17 protein-coding genes are annotated in these 15400 nt (G+C 36.0%); 2 read left to right on the plus strand and 15 right to left on the minus strand.

Annotated features, from left to right (window positions below; translation table 11 throughout):
- Nucleotides 1–249: 249 nt before the first annotated feature.
- The 11 genes from JNUCC74_RS10115 to JNUCC74_RS10165 all read right to left on the minus strand — a co-directional run bounded on the left by JNUCC74_RS10115 (nt 250) and on the right by JNUCC74_RS10165 (nt 8869).
- Nucleotides 250–822 (minus strand): SpoIIIAH-like family protein, encoded by a 573-nt coding sequence (locus JNUCC74_RS10115; protein WP_077320800.1) that lies wholly within the window; start codon nt 820–822, stop codon nt 250–252.
- Nucleotides 823–836: 14 nt separating this feature from the next.
- Nucleotides 837–1478, minus strand: coding sequence for a stage III sporulation protein AG (gene spoIIIAG, locus JNUCC74_RS10120; protein WP_454065254.1), 642 nt, complete (start codon nt 1476–1478; stop codon nt 837–839).
- On the minus strand, nt 1475–2098 hold the full coding sequence (spoIIIAF, locus tag JNUCC74_RS10125; RefSeq protein ID WP_454065255.1) for a stage III sporulation protein AF: 624 nt from the start codon (nt 2096–2098) through the stop codon (nt 1475–1477). The genes spoIIIAG and spoIIIAF overlap by 4 nt, the downstream gene beginning before the upstream one ends.
- A gap of 10 nt (nt 2099–2108) precedes the next feature.
- A complete protein-coding gene (spoIIIAE, locus tag JNUCC74_RS10130) occupies nt 2109–3284 on the minus strand; it encodes a stage III sporulation protein AE (RefSeq protein ID WP_454065256.1) in 1176 nt (391 codons plus the stop codon).
- 178 nt (nt 3285–3462) lie between these two features.
- Entirely contained in the window at nt 3463–3855 is a 393-nt protein-coding gene (spoIIIAD, locus tag JNUCC74_RS10135; RefSeq protein ID WP_077320809.1) for a stage III sporulation protein AD, read from the minus strand.
- Between the two features lie 5 nt (nt 3856–3860).
- Complete coding sequence (spoIIIAC, locus tag JNUCC74_RS10140; protein WP_077320811.1) at nt 3861–4067, minus strand: stage III sporulation protein AC; 207 nt, start codon at nt 4065–4067, stop codon at nt 3861–3863.
- Nucleotides 4068–4086: 19 nt separating this feature from the next.
- On the minus strand, nt 4087–4599 hold the full coding sequence (gene spoIIIAB, locus JNUCC74_RS10145; RefSeq protein ID WP_454065257.1) for a stage III sporulation protein SpoIIIAB: 513 nt from the start codon (nt 4597–4599) through the stop codon (nt 4087–4089).
- A gap of 3 nt (nt 4600–4602) precedes the next feature.
- Nucleotides 4603–5523: a stage III sporulation protein AA gene (gene spoIIIAA, locus JNUCC74_RS10150; protein WP_454065258.1), complete on the minus strand. Its 921-nt coding sequence runs from the start codon at nt 5521–5523 to the stop codon at nt 4603–4605.
- A 1067-nt stretch (nt 5524–6590) separates the two neighbouring features.
- Complete coding sequence (efp, locus tag JNUCC74_RS10155; RefSeq protein ID WP_454065259.1) at nt 6591–7154, minus strand: elongation factor P; 564 nt, start codon at nt 7152–7154, stop codon at nt 6591–6593.
- A gap of 12 nt (nt 7155–7166) precedes the next feature.
- Nucleotides 7167–8228 carry a M24 family metallopeptidase gene (locus JNUCC74_RS10160; protein ID WP_454065260.1) on the minus strand — a complete coding sequence of 354 codons (1062 nt, stop codon included), beginning with the start codon at nt 8226–8228 and terminating at the stop codon, nt 7167–7169.
- Between the two features lie 113 nt (nt 8229–8341).
- Nucleotides 8342–8869, minus strand: coding sequence for a YqhR family membrane protein (locus JNUCC74_RS10165; RefSeq protein WP_454065261.1), 528 nt, complete (start codon nt 8867–8869; stop codon nt 8342–8344).
- 778 nt (nt 8870–9647) lie between these two features.
- On the opposite strand from JNUCC74_RS10165, the gene JNUCC74_RS10170 reads away from it, so the two are divergent.
- Nucleotides 9648–10028, plus strand: a complete 381-nt coding sequence (locus JNUCC74_RS10170; RefSeq protein WP_454065262.1) for an SA1362 family protein — start codon at nt 9648–9650, stop codon at nt 10026–10028.
- Between the two features lie 14 nt (nt 10029–10042).
- Here JNUCC74_RS10170 and JNUCC74_RS10175 read toward each other — a convergent pair whose 3' ends face one another.
- Both JNUCC74_RS10175 and mntR read right to left on the minus strand, forming a co-directional pair.
- A complete protein-coding gene (locus tag JNUCC74_RS10175) occupies nt 10043–10933 on the minus strand; it encodes a patatin-like phospholipase family protein (protein ID WP_454065263.1) in 891 nt (296 codons plus the stop codon).
- Between the two features lie 101 nt (nt 10934–11034).
- On the minus strand, nt 11035–11466 hold the full coding sequence (mntR, locus tag JNUCC74_RS10180) for a transcriptional regulator MntR (RefSeq protein ID WP_077320827.1): 432 nt from the start codon (nt 11464–11466) through the stop codon (nt 11035–11037).
- 400 nt (nt 11467–11866) lie between these two features.
- Here mntR and JNUCC74_RS10185 point away from each other — a divergent pair, with 400 nt between their 5' ends.
- Entirely contained in the window at nt 11867–12235 is a 369-nt protein-coding gene (locus JNUCC74_RS10185) for a rhodanese-like domain-containing protein (protein ID WP_454065264.1), read from the plus strand.
- 343 nt (nt 12236–12578) lie between these two features.
- Here JNUCC74_RS10185 and gcvPB read toward each other — a convergent pair whose 3' ends face one another.
- Together gcvPB and gcvPA are read right to left on the minus strand one after the other, a co-directional pair.
- Nucleotides 12579–14048 carry an aminomethyl-transferring glycine dehydrogenase subunit GcvPB gene (gene gcvPB, locus JNUCC74_RS10190; RefSeq protein WP_454065265.1) on the minus strand — a complete coding sequence of 490 codons (1470 nt, stop codon included), beginning with the start codon at nt 14046–14048 and terminating at the stop codon, nt 12579–12581.
- Nucleotides 14041–15390, minus strand: a complete 1350-nt coding sequence (gcvPA, locus tag JNUCC74_RS10195) for an aminomethyl-transferring glycine dehydrogenase subunit GcvPA (RefSeq protein ID WP_454065266.1) — start codon at nt 15388–15390, stop codon at nt 14041–14043. Before gcvPA ends, gcvPB begins: the two co-directional genes overlap by 8 nt.
- Between the last annotated feature and the right edge of the window lie 10 nt (nt 15391–15400).

Genomic DNA, 15400 nt, shown 5'->3' on the forward strand with positions numbered 1-15400 from the left:
TTACTTCGGGATAAAGAAAACATGCCACCTGCAGCAGGGGAATGCGACGCCTACGTCGCAAACCCGCATTTAGTCGTCTTTCCTTTAGATCGAACCGATGTTGACTTATGGTAGAAGGAAGGGCGAAATCTGCTGTAGCTTAAGCGCATAAGCCTGACGAAAACTTTTCAAGAAAAGACATCATCATGTAAAATCGGATATAGGTTTCCTAGATATAAAAAAATCCGGGCTTTTCCCGGATTTTTTACGCTATTCCTTTTTATTTGCTTCGGAAGGTACGTAGGATACATTTACCTTTTTATCACCCAGTTCATCTTTTACCATTTGTATGATGGAAACTGCTTCGGATTTTGGTAAATTCTCTTTGACTTTTACTTGGACTGTTATACCTGCATCTTCTGATCGAACAAGTACGTCTTCATAATTAGCTGAAGCAACAATCGTTTCTTCCAGAATTTTTTCTTTGGAGGCTATTTCTTCCATTGCATCGATTTCTTTTAATGCCTCATCTTTCTCAGCTGCACTTGCTGAACTGGAGGCAACAATATCCGTTAGTCGCTCTTTTTCCATATTTCTTTTATCCTGTAATTCCATGCGAATCGTCGTAAATAATTCATCCTGACCTAAGTTAGAAATTTCTTCCACTTCCGCATCTTCTGCTGCTTCATTTGAATCAGTCGGTACTGCCTTTTCACTTGCTTTGTCTTGTCCATCATTCAAATAAGCTAAATCTTCACTATCTGGAGAAGTCATATAATACACACTTAACACAATCATGAGACTCAACATAGTCAATAACCAAACTGTTTGCTTTTTTAACATTTTGATTCCTCCTTTTAATTCTTTGGCATTACGGATACTCGGTGTGTTGGTACGTCCAACACTCGGGAAACGGCTTCAACTACCCATTTCTTGACAGTGGCATGGTCTGTTCCTTTTGCAACAACAAACACTCCACGTACTTCTGGTTTTTTCGTTTGAACGAGTAAGGGTACCTCCTTTTCCCCTTGTCTAACTAATACGGTTTGTGTCTCTTGGGTCTCCTCCTCTATTTCTCTTGTACCACCACTTTTATCTGTTTCTTCTGTTGTTTGTTGTCCCTTTATCAAATTTTTTTCATATACTTTTATACTCGTTGATTCCAAATTCACCATTACTTCAGCTTCTGATACGCCTTTAATTTTATTTAACAATGCTTCTAAATCTTTTGTATAAATGGACTCCAGTTCTTCTAGATCGGATGTTGTACTTATTTTTGGGGAAGCTGTTTCTTCTGCTCGCTCATCAGCTTGTTCATTTGGCTGTTCAATGGCTGGTCCGGCTTGATCTTCTTTGTCTTTTTCAAACGTTGAAGAAAAAATATTACCAATAATCAAAAGCAAAATACTTACTAAAGCTAAAATAATGATATATCCCTTTTTTTTTATAAACTTGCTTCCATTGTCTTTTTGAAATAACTTTGAAAATTTATCTTTCAAGATGGACCTCCCTCCCACTGTAGTATCAATTTTTTCTTATCCATCTCCCACACCTCATTAAGCACTGCCTCTATTTCTTGAAGCTTCTTATCTTCTTTTGACGTATTTGGGCTGTCTGAATAAATTACAACATCATCAACTACTCTCACTGCTCCCTCCCCATCATTATTTGATTCAGTTAAATAAACAATGACTTCATCCAAGTTCTCAAACGTGTTTTCTCCTTGATGCGTAAATCGGAATTCTATATCTTTTATTTCTGTTTGAAATCCCTCTTTGAGCGGTTCTTTTGCAATTTGTTTTAATTGGACAGCCATTTGTTCTAAAATATATGCATCTTGTGTCCCTTCTATTTCATTTTTTTGTGATTCAATTAAATTTTCCATTGATTCTACCTGCTGTGAATTTCGATCAAGCTTTGATATAGAAGCTTCTAATGCATGTTGGACATCGATTTGAAATAAGAAAAAAATCGGTTTTAATAAAATTAAAATAAGGATAAAGCCAACGACTAGCTTAATATATTTTTTAAATGAAGTAGCAGGTATTAGTAAGTCAATGACTGTAGCAAGCAAAATAAATATGATAATTTGTGTCACCCATTGAATAACTATTTCCAAGTTAATCACCCTATCGTAAAAGCAGTGTCAGATTACTTGCTACTATAATGATGACAATTGCTAAAAAAAACATGAAGGAAACGGCAAGTAGAGAAGCCAAGATAAAGACGATATATTTACTAATCGTATTTAATGTTGTAATGACTGGCCCGTCACCAATTGGTTGTAATATTGCCGCTGCCAGTTTATAAATGATCGCGATAGCAAAAATTTTTAAAGCAGGGAAAAGTGCAATAAATAATATGATAATTACTCCGACAATACCTACTGCGTTTTTTAATAATAAAGAAGCGCTTAATACAGTATCCGCTGCATCCGTCATTGTTCGCCCGACTACTGGAATGAAATTGCCAGTGATAAATTTAGCGGTTTTCATCGCTACACCATCTTGAATAGCACTGGCAGCTCCCTGTACGGACATTACACTAAGAAAAATAGTGAAAAAAACACCAAGTATGCCTAATCCTACATTTTTAAACAAATTTGCTAAGTGTGTCACTTGATAATTTTCATTTAGACTACTTACTATTAGCAATAACGCAGCTAGAAACAATAAAGGTAAAACGATAGCTGAAACAATTAAGCCTCCAGAATTAACCAGAAAAATGATGATCGGATGGAAAAAAGATACAGTTACAACATTACCAAATGAAGCCATTAAGCCAAGAACGAGTGGTAACAATGCAATCATAAAGCTGCTCATACTATCTATTGCATCCTTCGCATAGGTTACAGCAGAATAAAAACTATTTAATGCTAAAAATATAAGTACGATGTAGACAACAAAATAGGCAATTTTACTTACTGTACTTGCCTCAAATGCATGCTGCATTGTCTGTAGGATAACTGAGAATAAGGTTAACATTAGAAGCAATCCTAGTAGTTTGCCGTTTAAAATTAATTCATGGAACAAAAATTGCACAAAACCAATAAGGGTATGTTTTAATGAAAATGATTCTTGTTCTTTAATAAACTCATAAACACTTGTTTTTTCTAATTCAGGCATGTAGCCACCATACTCTTTACTAATCTTATTCCAGTGATTTTCCACTTCTTCTAAAGATATTTCATCTAATATACTGGATTGTACGTCGTCCTCCGAAGTACTTGCTGCAAGCGGCTCTTGCCCCAGAAAGAAAAAGGTTAATGTACAAATTATAAACGTGATTGTAAATTTATATTTCATCCACGATAAAAGCTCCTTTCTGGGATAAGAATAAAAATCAAGTATTGTTTATTGATCAAAGAGCAGGATTTCTGATTAAAAAACTTGGCTTGTCGCCAAATCTTTAGTGAAAGCTTCGTTCTACGTTGAAATAGGCATGATAATAATAAGCTCCATTGTTTCCCTTGTATCTGTCACTCTATGCTGCAGGTATAAATCTTAAAATAGCTTCAATCACAGCCGTAATAATCGGAATAGCTAGAAGCAAAATGAATATTTTACCTGCTAATTCAATCTTGCTAGCTACGGATGTAAGACCCGCATCCTTTGTAATACTTGCACCTAACTCAGCTATATAGGCAATACCAATAATTTTTAAGATAGTTTCCAAATACATCCCATCTACTTGCGCTTTTGTACCTAATGTTTTAATCAATTGAAAAATACTGTTAATCTGTTGTATAACGGATATGAAAATTATTATTCCGGTAATCAAGATAACGAAGAAAGCAAAGGTTTGATTTACATTTTTCAAAATAAGAAATAGCAACGTAGCAACTATCCCCAATGTTACAATTTGTAAAATCTCCATCGTAATTACCCTTGAAATAGAAATACAGATTTTATCTGCTGAAATAGTTCAGATAAACCATCAATAACTAGTACAAGGACAATGATAAATCCGATCAGAGTTGCAAATTGTGCTATTTCTTCCTTACCCATTTGTTTTAAGATCGTATGGATTAATGCAACAATAATACCTATTCCAGCAATCTGAAATAAAATAGTAGCGTCTGTTAACATTGGGGTTAACTCCTTTCATCTATAGAAGCAGTAATACGATAAATAAACCGCATAACACACCTAAGCTTTTTGCCATTCTTCCATATTTTTCATACTGATCATTGGCATTTTCCAATTCGCGTTCGAGATGACTTCTAGCTAAATGAATATGTTTTTGCTGTTGATTAAAATCATGCTGACCTAGTGTTTGTCCAAACTGCATTAAAATTTCTTTTTCATTTTTTCCTAGACAGGAAATATCCATCAATTCATCTAAACTGTTGGCCCAAACGATTTTAAAGTCTTTACTTTCTTGATGCATATTTTTATAAAGACGATCAAAAAATGCATGGATGGGAAAAGGTGTCTGTTTTTTAATGGCATGAAAAGCTTCCTGTAATGGCAGTTGACTATACATCATTTCTGCCTCTAAGATTTGTAATGCATTTTTCACTTGTCTAATATGCTTCGGCCTATTGGCCAAGCGACTGCTCCACTCAAATCCAATCCATGTTGTCGTTGCAATTAACATAAGCGCTCCTAACCAAACCATGAATTAGACCCCCGATTTTTGTTGCAGCATATTTCTCTCGTTTTCATCATAAATCGTATATGAACTCCCAGGTATAGATGTACGGTGTAATAAAACAAAGCGCTGAAAGATTCCTTGTGTAAGCAACCGCTTTATAGCTGGTCTGCGCTTTAATTCATCTAGTGTATAACCATGTACCGTGCAGATGACAACGACTCCAGCATGTAGTGCTTCTAATAATGCTTCCACATCTTTATTGCCGCCAATTTCATCAACAATCAGTACTTCCGGTGACATGGAACGGATCATCATCATCATTCCTTCGGCTTTAGGGCAGGCGTCCATCACATCTGTTCTTGTCCCTAAATCATGTTGAGGAACACCATTGATGGAAGCCGCAATTTCCGAACGTTCATCAATCACTCCGACTTTAAGTGGCGACACTTGATTCGAACCAGATGAAATTATCCTTGCTATATCACGAATTAACGTTGTCTTTCCGGTTTGTGGTGCCCCTATAATTAATGTATTCTTATAACCGCTATTATATAAATAAGGCATTAACTTACTAGCAGCTCCGATTTTTTGTTTAGCAATACGAATATTTAAAAACGTGATATATTGGATAGCTTTCACAGATCCATTTAACGTGTTTACCTTTCCAGCTAAGCCGACTCTATGCCCACCTTCAATTGTCATATAGCCTTCTCGTAGCTCTTCTTCCATGCGGTATAAAGAATAATCACTTAATTGCTGAATAATGTGGACAAAATCATGCTTGTCCGGCTTTAAATAAACTAATTGTTGATGCGACTGATTGAAAATAAGCTCGATTGGCTGTTGTAAACGTAAGCGAATTTCTTGTAAATGTTCCCATCTATTAGTAAGAACTCTATCTAATTCTGTTTGTAGTTGATTTGGAAATAGCCGGCTGATCTCATTCATCGCTTTTCTTCCCTCGCTTTTTTTCTTGCATTATCTAATAGTAAATGTATGCAGGGAAGGACAAAATATGACTTCACATCAAACTAGCAATTTTCTATTACTCATATACTTATGCAATAATTATCATGATATGAAAGTTTACAATATAGCTAGTTAATCTTTTGAACTAAATGTATTATTACACCTAAGCATAAAGTGGATTTTATTTTCTTCTAAAAATCATTCAATATGTAGGATGTGTTACATGTAGAGTCACTACCGGTAAGGATTCTAGCGATATGTGTGAAGATGATCTGAAGCGTAGAACTTATAATTAAAACTTTTTTGACTGGAAATCTGCCCTCTAGAGCAAATTTTTATGCTTTGCTTTTTAACGGACAAGAACAAAAGCTAGAAGCGAGTTAGTGTCTTATCAACAGAAGTTCTTCTAACAAGAAAAAGGAAACATGCCTCTAAAACAGAGGGATGCCGACGCCTAAGCGGAGACCCCGCTTTTAGTCGGCCTTTCTTTAGATTCTGAGCCGATGTTAACTTATCGTAGGAATGAGATTGAAGTTTGCTAGCTGTGCGAGCGCTTATGCTAGATGATCCTACTTTTCAAAAAAAGTTATAAAGCTAGCATCTAGCAAGCGCTTGTCTAGGCAGGAGATCTGTGGAAAGCGAAATATGTTGACGTAGCGGGGATAGGTAATTTTTTTACACTATAAGAAAGCATAAAATTTTTAGGCTTTATCCCGATGTAAGGTGCCGTAAGACTCCCACTTCAAAATCTTGGAGTTGATTTAAAAGGGTCTAAGTGGGAGAAGACGGCACTAAATGCCCGATTCGTTCAAGGGCCTTTAGGTCATACCCTTGTGGTACTAACATTCGGTAGGAGATGGAAGAAAACTCCTACTGAATAAAGTTTCACTTTATCATATAAGAAAAACGATAGCTTTCGCTAAAGACTTGGCGACAAGCCAAGTTTTTCTAAGCACAAACAAACCGAACAATTATAGATGAATTGTTCGGTTTGTGCTAATTAGTATTTGCTTACGTCCGAGCCCCGTAGCACCTAGGACTGGTTTTTATTTATTAGCTCGTGATACATATTTTCCATCTGAAGTACTTACTACGATAATATCTCCTTGGTTAATGAAGAAAGGAACTTGTAAGGTGTGCCCTGTTTCTAATGTAGCGGGCTTTGATCCACCACTTGCAGTATCCCCTTTAATACCTGGTTCTGTTTCTACAACTTCTAATTCTACGTTATTTGGAAGTTGTACACCGAGAATTTCCCCTCCATACATAACAATCGATACTTCCATATTTTCTTTCATAAATTTCAATTCATGTTCTATTTGACTGCTGGAAAGCTCAATTTGTTCATACGTATTTGTATCCATAAATGCATGCATATCACCAGTAGCATATAAATATTGCATTTTTTTCGTTTCAATATGTGCTTTCGCAACTTTTTCCCCAGCACGAAACGTTTTCTCTTGGATATTTCCACTACGCAAGTTTCTAAGCTTTGATCTGACAAATGCTGCACCTTTTCCTGGTTTTACATGTTGAAATTCCATTACTTGCCAGATATCATTATCTACTTCTATGGTTAATCCTGTCTTAAAATCATTAACTGAAATCATATTATGCCTCCATTACAAATGAATTAATTCTTTTGGCGCTTGTGTAAGTCGTTCATTACCTGTTTTAGTAATTACAACATCATCTTCAATCCTACAACCACCAACTCCAGGAATGTAAATCCCCGGCTCTACCGTGACTACCATACCTGGTTCTAATGTTTTATCAGAACGAAACGATAGAGAAGGAGCCTCATGCACTTCCATTCCAAGCCCATGGCCGGTAGAATGGCCAAAATATTTACCATACCCTTGTTCTGTAATATAATCTCTTGTTACCGCATCTGCTTCTTTTCCGGTAATACCAGGCTTAATAGCAGTTACACCACGTAATTGAGCCTCAAGTACAATATGGTAAATCGAATGTAATCGCTCATTTATTTCGCCAACCGCTATCGTTCGAGTAATATCCGAACAATAGCCTTTATATAATGCTCCGTAATCTAGCGTAACCAGTTCACCCATTTGGATTTTTTTATTTGAGGCAACACCGTGTGGTAAAGCAGATCGTTCTCCAGAAGCTACAATAGTATCAAAACTAGATGCAGTGGCACCTTGCTTACGCATAAAAAATTCCAATTCATTTGAAATATCAATTTCTCTTACACCTGGTTTAATAAAGGATTGGATATGTTCAAAAGCATCATCTGCTATTTTAGCAGCTTGTTTCATAATTGCTAATTCATCGTCTGTTTTAATTAACCGTAATGCTTCTAACATACCACTGACAGGAACAAGTGTAACATCAAATGAATCTCGAAACTGTTCATATTGATGATATGTAACATGCTCTTTCTCAAACCCAAGATGAGTAATATTCATTTCCTTTAGTTGGTTCTTAATTTCTTCGATTAGACCATCCTGGTACTCAATTACTTTAAAATCCTTAATCTGTTCGTTTGCTTGTTTCGTATAGCGAAAATCTGTTATAAAACGAGCATCCGTCTGGCTAATGATGGCGGTTCCGGCAGTACCAGTAAACCCAGTAATGTAACGTCGATTAATAGAACTAGATACTAAGATACCATCTAGCTTCTTCTCCTCAAGCGTTTGCCGTAATTTTGTTAGCTTGCTCATTATTTCATCCCTTTCCTTATGTTTTCTTTGTTATGGATACAGGAACACAAGACTGTATCCAGTTTATCATAAAGCGTTCCATTTGAATAATATAACTTCACATGCATGTATGTCTATACCTTTTCTGTCTTCTGATTATTTGATTGATTATTTGCTCCTTGTAAATCATGATAATCATATGAAATGGAATAACCGATAAAGGTTCCGTACAGGATAAATAAACAGCTTGTAGATGCTATTGTATCCATATGAAGTTTAGTTAGTGGTGGTACCGTTGAAAAAATGGGATTCATAATGTAAAAAATTACACTCCATAAAAGAATCCCAAAAACCGCACCTACCCACATCGAGTTAATTTTTTTAAATAGCCCATAATAAATAAGCGCTGTTCCAATTGAGAGCAACCCAATAATAAAAATAGTTATCACATTTCCTAACCATGTATCAACCCATTCTGCTTGAATCCAAGAACTTAGTATAAAAGATTTAGGTGCAACCTCAGAAAAATTAAAATAATACAGAACCGTCCCAAAGAAGCTCCAAAAGACACCGCCAATAAAACCAGTCAATAAAGATCTTGCTAGAATTGTCATTGGGGTTTCGTGTTGATTCTGCTCTAATTGTTTCTTTTGCTCTGCCATACTATACACCTCCAGGTTTAGTATGACCAGTTGTTTACGAACCAATCCATTAAATTTCGTTGATTATCTCTAGTTATTTATGCAGCATTGCAGTAAAATAAAGGTAATGAAAGGTTCTCAATTGCATAACCGGTTCGTTTTGATGGTTTTCGAATAAAATAAAGATTAGAAAGACTTGGCTTGTCGCCAAGTCTTTAGTGAAAGCCATAGTTTTTCTTATACTATAAAGCCTAAAAAAATTTTATACTTTCCTATAGTACAAAAAAGGAATAAATTTCTTAATTAAGTTAATACTAACATAAAGAACATGTTCAAAAAGAATAAATAGATATGCAAAGTTTGAAATAGCGAAGTTTCGCTGTAGCGAGTGTATACAATTTGATACGGTGCAAGCACCTTGGTTAGTCAGAATCTGCCTGGTCCCAGCAAGAGTGAAGGGATCTTGAGGGGCTTATCTCGCTGGATATGGAGTAATGTCATACAAAAATTATCCGCTATGAGCCAATTTTATAATTTTCTCGATCATGAAAACTTGCCTAGCTCCCAGTCCTTTGACTCAAGGTCATTACCCAGTCACAAGAAAGCATACGTTAAATATTAAAGTTTTCACTTACGTCATCCTAACGCTAAAATTTTATTTATTCAAACGGTCCATGCATTATTTTCACCGTACTTTTTGGACATTCGTATAAAGGTCTATACATCAATATTTAAATTGTAAGATTATGAATAGAAATGATTATAATAGTGCATAACCTGATAAGGAGGAACATCGATAATGAAACGAAGATCTATTTCTATTCCAGTGTATATTATTCTTGGTTTAGCTCTAGTCGGTCTTTTATCACAGTTGTTTACCAATACTGTCAGCTTTATCAATAGCATTTTTATTTCAATTGGAATTGGAGTTGCTTTATTTTCCATCTTTTATTTCCTGTTTATTCGAAAACGAAATAGTTCCAATGAAATGAAAAAGTATCGTCAAGCCGTAAAACAATCGAAGGCAAAGTATCAACGTTACCAAGCCAATAAACCTGCTGTTGCAAAGGGTCAATCAACGATTTCTCAACAACGAAAAAAGCGACTTAAACGAGCCCCTCATTTACGTGTTATTGATGGGAATAAATCAACAAAGAAAAAGGATCGTGCTTCGTTCTAAAGCACGATCCTTTTTTATCTTGGCCAACTCCTTAAAAACCTACTTGTCTGTTCATAACCTGCTTGAATTAACTTTTTCTTTATATCATTATCAATATTAAAGTCCGTGCTTTCCAAATTTTCTACTGGAATAAAAATAATATTGTTTGCTTGTGACATAGATACATATCTACTATCATGAGCTTCTATCATCGTTAAAAATAAGGCATGAAACATAGCCAAGGCCGTTTTTATTTTTCGGGGTTTTAAATGCACAGAAGCTGCGCTTAATTTTACACCTAAAACCGGGCGCTTGCGTTTATTATGGTCTTCTCCAAAAACCCATAATGGAAAATTACTTAACAAGCCGCCATCGACCATAAGACTTTTTGTTTTATTTTTGCCTAATAGCTTTTTAGGCATAAAAAAATAGGGGAAGCCTGCACTCATCCGAATTGCTGTTGCGACAGGAAAATGTTCAGGTGGAATACCATAAATTCGTTCTAAATCGTCTGGGATAACTACTAGCTTTCCTAAAGAAATATCACTAACTATTACTTTTAAATAGTCAGGATGAATATCTTTAAATGTATATATATGTTTAACAGCTAGCTTTTCACCAATCCATCCTTCCAATTTGTTCCCTTTATTTATGCCAAGCTGAAAATATAAGAACAACCATTTTGTAAATGGTAGCCATTTTGTAATTACGGGAGGATCTAAAAGGTTCTTTAGGTTCAACTCTTCCATTAATGTGCGAATATCATGATAACTGTAGCGTGCAGCAAGTAAAGAAGCAATAATAGCACCTGCTGATGTTCCTGCTACTCGCTCAAATGCCAGCCCTTCTTCCTCAATGCGCTTCATAACTCCGATAAAGGCATAAGCCTTTACTCCGCCGCCTGAAAAAACTCCGTCAATTCGCATAAGCCTTCTCCTCTTCATTGCTAAATGTGATATTTACCTTATGTGTAAGCAATGAAAAAGGCAATTAGAACTTAAATTTAAAATATTTTAAATTTAAGTCGTTATTTACTGCTTTCAACTTCAGACGCTTGATGAATTTTCTTCAATTCTGCTAGACGCTTCTCATCTGCTTTGAAATAATTGACCACATCACCAATACGATCAATTGAATTCCAACTTAAATGATGTTCAATTCCTTCTACATCATTATAAATATTCTCATGATCCACACCGATTATATTTAAAAATTCTTCTAATAATTCATGACGAAATACGAGTCGCTCGCCAATTTTTTTGCCCTTTTTTGTTAACACAAAACCTCGGTATTTTTCATAGTCTAAATAATCATCACGATCTAACTTTTGAATCATTTTTGTAACCGAAGACGGATGAACTTCTAGTTCCTCTGCAATATCAGAGACACGGGCATACCCTTTAGATTCCATTAAATTATAAATCTGCTCTATATAATCTTCCATACTAGGTGTAGGCATTTATGCTCCTCCATTTCAAAAATATTTTTTGTCGAACGCAAAATTGTTTCACCTTAAAGGATACAGGAATGTTAACCAAGAAACAAGCTATAACACCCATATTTTATATATTCAAATGATTTTGCCTAATTTACGGTTACGTTAGATTCGTAATAGCAAATAAGTGATGAATTTAACATAGTTATGCTCAAGGACTATAACTTCTTTATCATAATCTGTGAAACATAGCATTTATTTTTAAAGAGTTTAGATATTCGTGTGTATGCAAAAGGACTAGCTAGTATAGAAAAAGTGCTTTTTCATCCACATTTTTGAACATCCTTATAAATAAGTTTTGAAAAATCAAGGTTTTACACCTATAATAGAGGATGTACAAATGTTGATAGACGGGGGAAAAGCAATGGAAATTTTAGTTTTACTCATCGTTGTTTTCATAGCAGTTCTAGTATTTCGTTATTTTAGACAGAGAATGTATTTGAAAACATTGACAGAAGATCAATTTCGTGAAGGATATCGTAAAGCACAACTGATAGATGTACGTGAACCACAAGAGTTTAAACGCGGACATATCTTAGGTGCGAGAAATATTCCCGTTACACAAATGAAACAACGATTAGTGGAATTGCGCAAAGACAAGCCTGTGTATCTTTATTGCCAAAGTGGTGCGCGAGCAGCTCGTGCCGCTCAACTTTTGCATAAAAAAGGTTATAAGGATATTAGTGTCTTAAAAGGCGGATTTAAAAAGTGGACAGGCAAAATTAAAAAATAAAGCTACACTTCTTTCGTAAACATTGTTTTCTAATACGAATAGAAGTAAATCAAAAGGACAGACACCCGAGATATCCTCGGGTGCGATGTATTCAAGTAGCTTTTACCAATCTGTTAGCTAATTGGGACTTGTATTAAAAAGTAGCATCTCAGAGACAGTATAAAAAACCAGCAAATCGTATACTAAATCAGACTGCTAGTATTGTTATATATACAAGCTGAATGTTTCAACTATAACGGTTTTTGCTAAACCTGATATCTTTAGCATATAAAAAACACCATGGTTATATAACCATGGTGTTTTTTAACAAAGGTAAGACTTTACACTTAAGTAAAAATCATATTCAAACTTCTGACTTAGGCTTATACCGCAAAACTGGCTTTCTGGCAGCTGTCGTTTCATCCATTCGTTTAACAATCGTATGATGTGGCGCTTCCTGTACTAATTCTGGTTCCTCTCTAACCTCTTTTGCTATCTGCAACATTGTTTCAATAAAACCATCCAAGGTCTCTTTTGATTCTGTTTCAGTGGGCTCAATCATTAATGCTTCCTCGACATTGAGAGGAAAGTAAATTGTCGGTGGATGATAACCATAGTCTAATAAACGTTTTGCTATATCTAAAGTACGTACACCCAGTTTTTTCTGTCGTTTTCCGGAAAGAACAAATTCATGTTTGCAATGCTGCTTAAATGGAAGATCGTATTCTTTTTCCAGATTACGCATTAAATAGTTAGCATTTAGCACAGCGTATTCACTAACCTTTTTCAAACCTTCAGCTCCCATTGTTCGGATATACGTATAGGCTCTTAAATAAATTCCGAAATTACCATAATACGGTTTTACTCTACCAATGGATTGCGGCAGATCATCCTTAAATAAATAACGATCTCCACTCTTTTCTAACAATGGTTTAGGGAGGAAAGGCTTTAATTCTTCTGTTACGCCAACAGGACCAGAACCGGGGCCACCACCGCCATGGGGACCAGTAAAGGTTTTATGCAAGTTCAAATGTACGGCATCAAACCCCATATCGCCGGGACGGGCATAGCCCATAATTGCATTTAAATTAGCCCCGTCATAATACATTTTACCTCCAGCATCATGGACAATCTTTGCCATTTCTTCAATTTCTGTTTCAAATAAGCCTAGCGTATTTGGATTCGTTAACATAAGTGCTGCTGTATCTGGACCAACTACTCGTTTTAAATCTTCTAAATCAACTAATCCTTGATCATTGGATTGGACAGTTACTGCTTCAAATCCGGCAACAGTAGCAGAGGCTGGGTTGGTTCCATGTGCTGAATCCGGCACGATTACTTTTGTACGCTGATAATCACCATTTGCTTCATGAAAAGCACGAATCATCATTAATGCTGTCCATTCGCCTTGCGCTCCAGCAGCAGATTGCAAAGAAACTTCATCCATACCTGTAATTTCACATAAGGATTGTTGTAGATCATACATCATTGCCATCGCACCTTGGACACTACTTTCAGGCTGATCAGGATGAATATGGCTAAAGCCTTCCATTCGAGCGACATCTTCATTAATCTTTGGGTTGTATTTCATTGTACATGAACCCAGGGGATAAAAACCCGAGTCTACTCCGTAATTTCGTGTGGAAAGCGCAGTATAATGTCTTATCAAATCCAGTTCACTAATTTCCGGAAGATTAGCAGCTTCTTTACGAATATACGTTTCTCCAAGCTCCTGTTCCAAGTCTACATCAGGTACATCTAATTCTGGTAAGCTGTAGCTTGTTCTTCCAGGTTTGCTTCGTTCAAAGATAAGTGGAAAATCTTGTCTATTCATTTATATCCCCCAATTCTTTGACAAACTTATCAATTTCTTCAGCACTTCGGTTTTCTGTAACCGCAACGAGCATCTGTCCAGACATATTAGGATAATCTCTTTCCAGATCATAGCCACCGATAATCCCTCTCTCAAGTAATTGTTCATTTACTTCAGCAACAGGCTTATCTAATTGAATAACAAATTCATTGAAAAATGCACCATCATAAATAATGGTAAAACCTGCTTCTTCAAGCTTTTGCTTTGCATAACGTGCCTTTTTCATATTTAAAGCAGCCATTTTTTTCAAACCGCGCTTGCCAAGAGCACTCATTGCTACTGCACTAGCTAATGCATTCAATGCTTGATTCGAGCAAATATTAGAAGTGGCCTTATCTCTCCGAATATGTTGCTCTCGTGCTTGTAAAGTTAGCACAAAGCCTCTAACTCCATCTTCATCCGTTGTCTGTCCCACTAAGCGTCCAGGAACTTTGCGCATGAATTTTTTTGTGGTGGCAAAATAGCCACAATGCGGCCCACCAAATTGAGCAGGAATACCAAATACTTGTGTATCGCCAACAACTATATCAGCACCAAATTCAGCAGGTGGTGTCAGGTATCCCAGTGCTAACGGATTGCTTGAAGTAATAAACATGGTTTTCTTCTTATCTGATAAAAGTGTCTGGATTTCTTTCATCGGTTCTAATAGACCGAAGAAATTCGGATATTGTATAACTACGCTCGCTGTTTCATCATCTAATTCTTTTTCTAGCTTAGCTAAATCAGTCACACCTTTATTCGTGTCAATATATACAATTGTCAAACCCGATCCCTTAGCATAGGTTTCAATTACTGCACGACTTTGTGGATGAACGGCACGAGATACTAAAATCTTTTTTCTTCTCGTTTGAGCAGCGCTTAAGTTTACCGCTTCAGCTAACGCAGTACCACCATCATACATAGAGGAATTGGCCACATCCAACCCTGTCAACTCACAGATCATTGTTTGAAATTCAAAAATCGCCTGCAATTCTCCTTGAGAAATCTCTGGTTGATAAGGCGTGTAAGCAGTATAGAACTCAGATCTAGAAATGACATGATTGACAACCGATGGAATATAGTGATCATATACGCCAGCACCTAAGAAACAATGATACTGCTTTAAGTTCGCATTTTTAGCTGCCATGTTTGCTAATTCTTTCTTTAAATCTCCTTCATTTGCAGGTGATTTTAAGTTCATTGGCTGCTTTAGGCGCACCTTTCTAGGTATATCGGAGAAGAGCTCATCTGTATCATTTACTCCAACGCTTCTAAGCATGGTTTGTTTATCATCTTCTGTCATTGGCAAATAGCGAAATTCCATTCTATTCTCC

The organism is Cerasibacillus sp. JNUCC 74 (assembly GCF_053667775.1).

Bases quoted from the DNA above. Each gene is read 5' to 3' on its own strand.
- efp (WP_454065259.1), bottom strand. From the start codon at position 7,154: ATGATTTCAGTTAATGATTTTAAGACAGGATTAACCATAGAAGTAGAT.
- spoIIIAB (WP_454065257.1), bottom strand. From the start codon at position 4,599: ATGGTTTGGTTAGGAGCGCTTATGTTAATTGCAACGACAACATGGATT.
- gcvPA (WP_454065266.1), bottom strand. From the start codon at position 15,390: ATGGAATTTCGCTATTTGCCAATGACAGAAGATGATAAACAAACCATG.
- JNUCC74_RS10175 (WP_454065263.1), bottom strand. From the start codon at position 10,933: ATGCGAATTGACGGAGTTTTTTCAGGCGGCGGAGTAAAGGCTTATGCC.
- JNUCC74_RS10160 (WP_454065260.1), bottom strand. From the start codon at position 8,228: ATGAGCAAGCTAACAAAATTACGGCAAACGCTTGAGGAGAAGAAGCTA.
- spoIIIAA (WP_454065258.1), bottom strand. From the start codon at position 5,523: ATGAATGAGATCAGCCGGCTATTTCCAAATCAACTACAAACAGAATTA.
- JNUCC74_RS10165 (WP_454065261.1), bottom strand. From the start codon at position 8,869: ATGGCAGAGCAAAAGAAACAATTAGAGCAGAATCAACACGAAACCCCA.
- JNUCC74_RS10185 (WP_454065264.1), top strand. From the start codon at position 11,867: ATGGAAATTTTAGTTTTACTCATCGTTGTTTTCATAGCAGTTCTAGTA.
- gcvPB (WP_454065265.1), bottom strand. From the start codon at position 14,048: ATGAATAGACAAGATTTTCCACTTATCTTTGAACGAAGCAAACCTGGA.
- spoIIIAE (WP_454065256.1), bottom strand. From the start codon at position 3,284: ATGAAATATAAATTTACAATCACGTTTATAATTTGTACATTAACCTTT.
- JNUCC74_RS10115 (WP_077320800.1), bottom strand. From the start codon at position 822: ATGTTAAAAAAGCAAACAGTTTGGTTATTGACTATGTTGAGTCTCATG.
- mntR (WP_077320827.1), bottom strand. From the start codon at position 11,466: ATGCCTACACCTAGTATGGAAGATTATATAGAGCAGATTTATAATTTA.
- JNUCC74_RS10170 (WP_454065262.1), top strand. From the start codon at position 9,648: ATGAAACGAAGATCTATTTCTATTCCAGTGTATATTATTCTTGGTTTA.
- spoIIIAD (WP_077320809.1), bottom strand. From the start codon at position 3,855: ATGGAGATTTTACAAATTGTAACATTGGGGATAGTTGCTACGTTGCTA.
- spoIIIAC (WP_077320811.1), bottom strand. From the start codon at position 4,067: ATGTTAACAGACGCTACTATTTTATTTCAGATTGCTGGAATAGGTATT.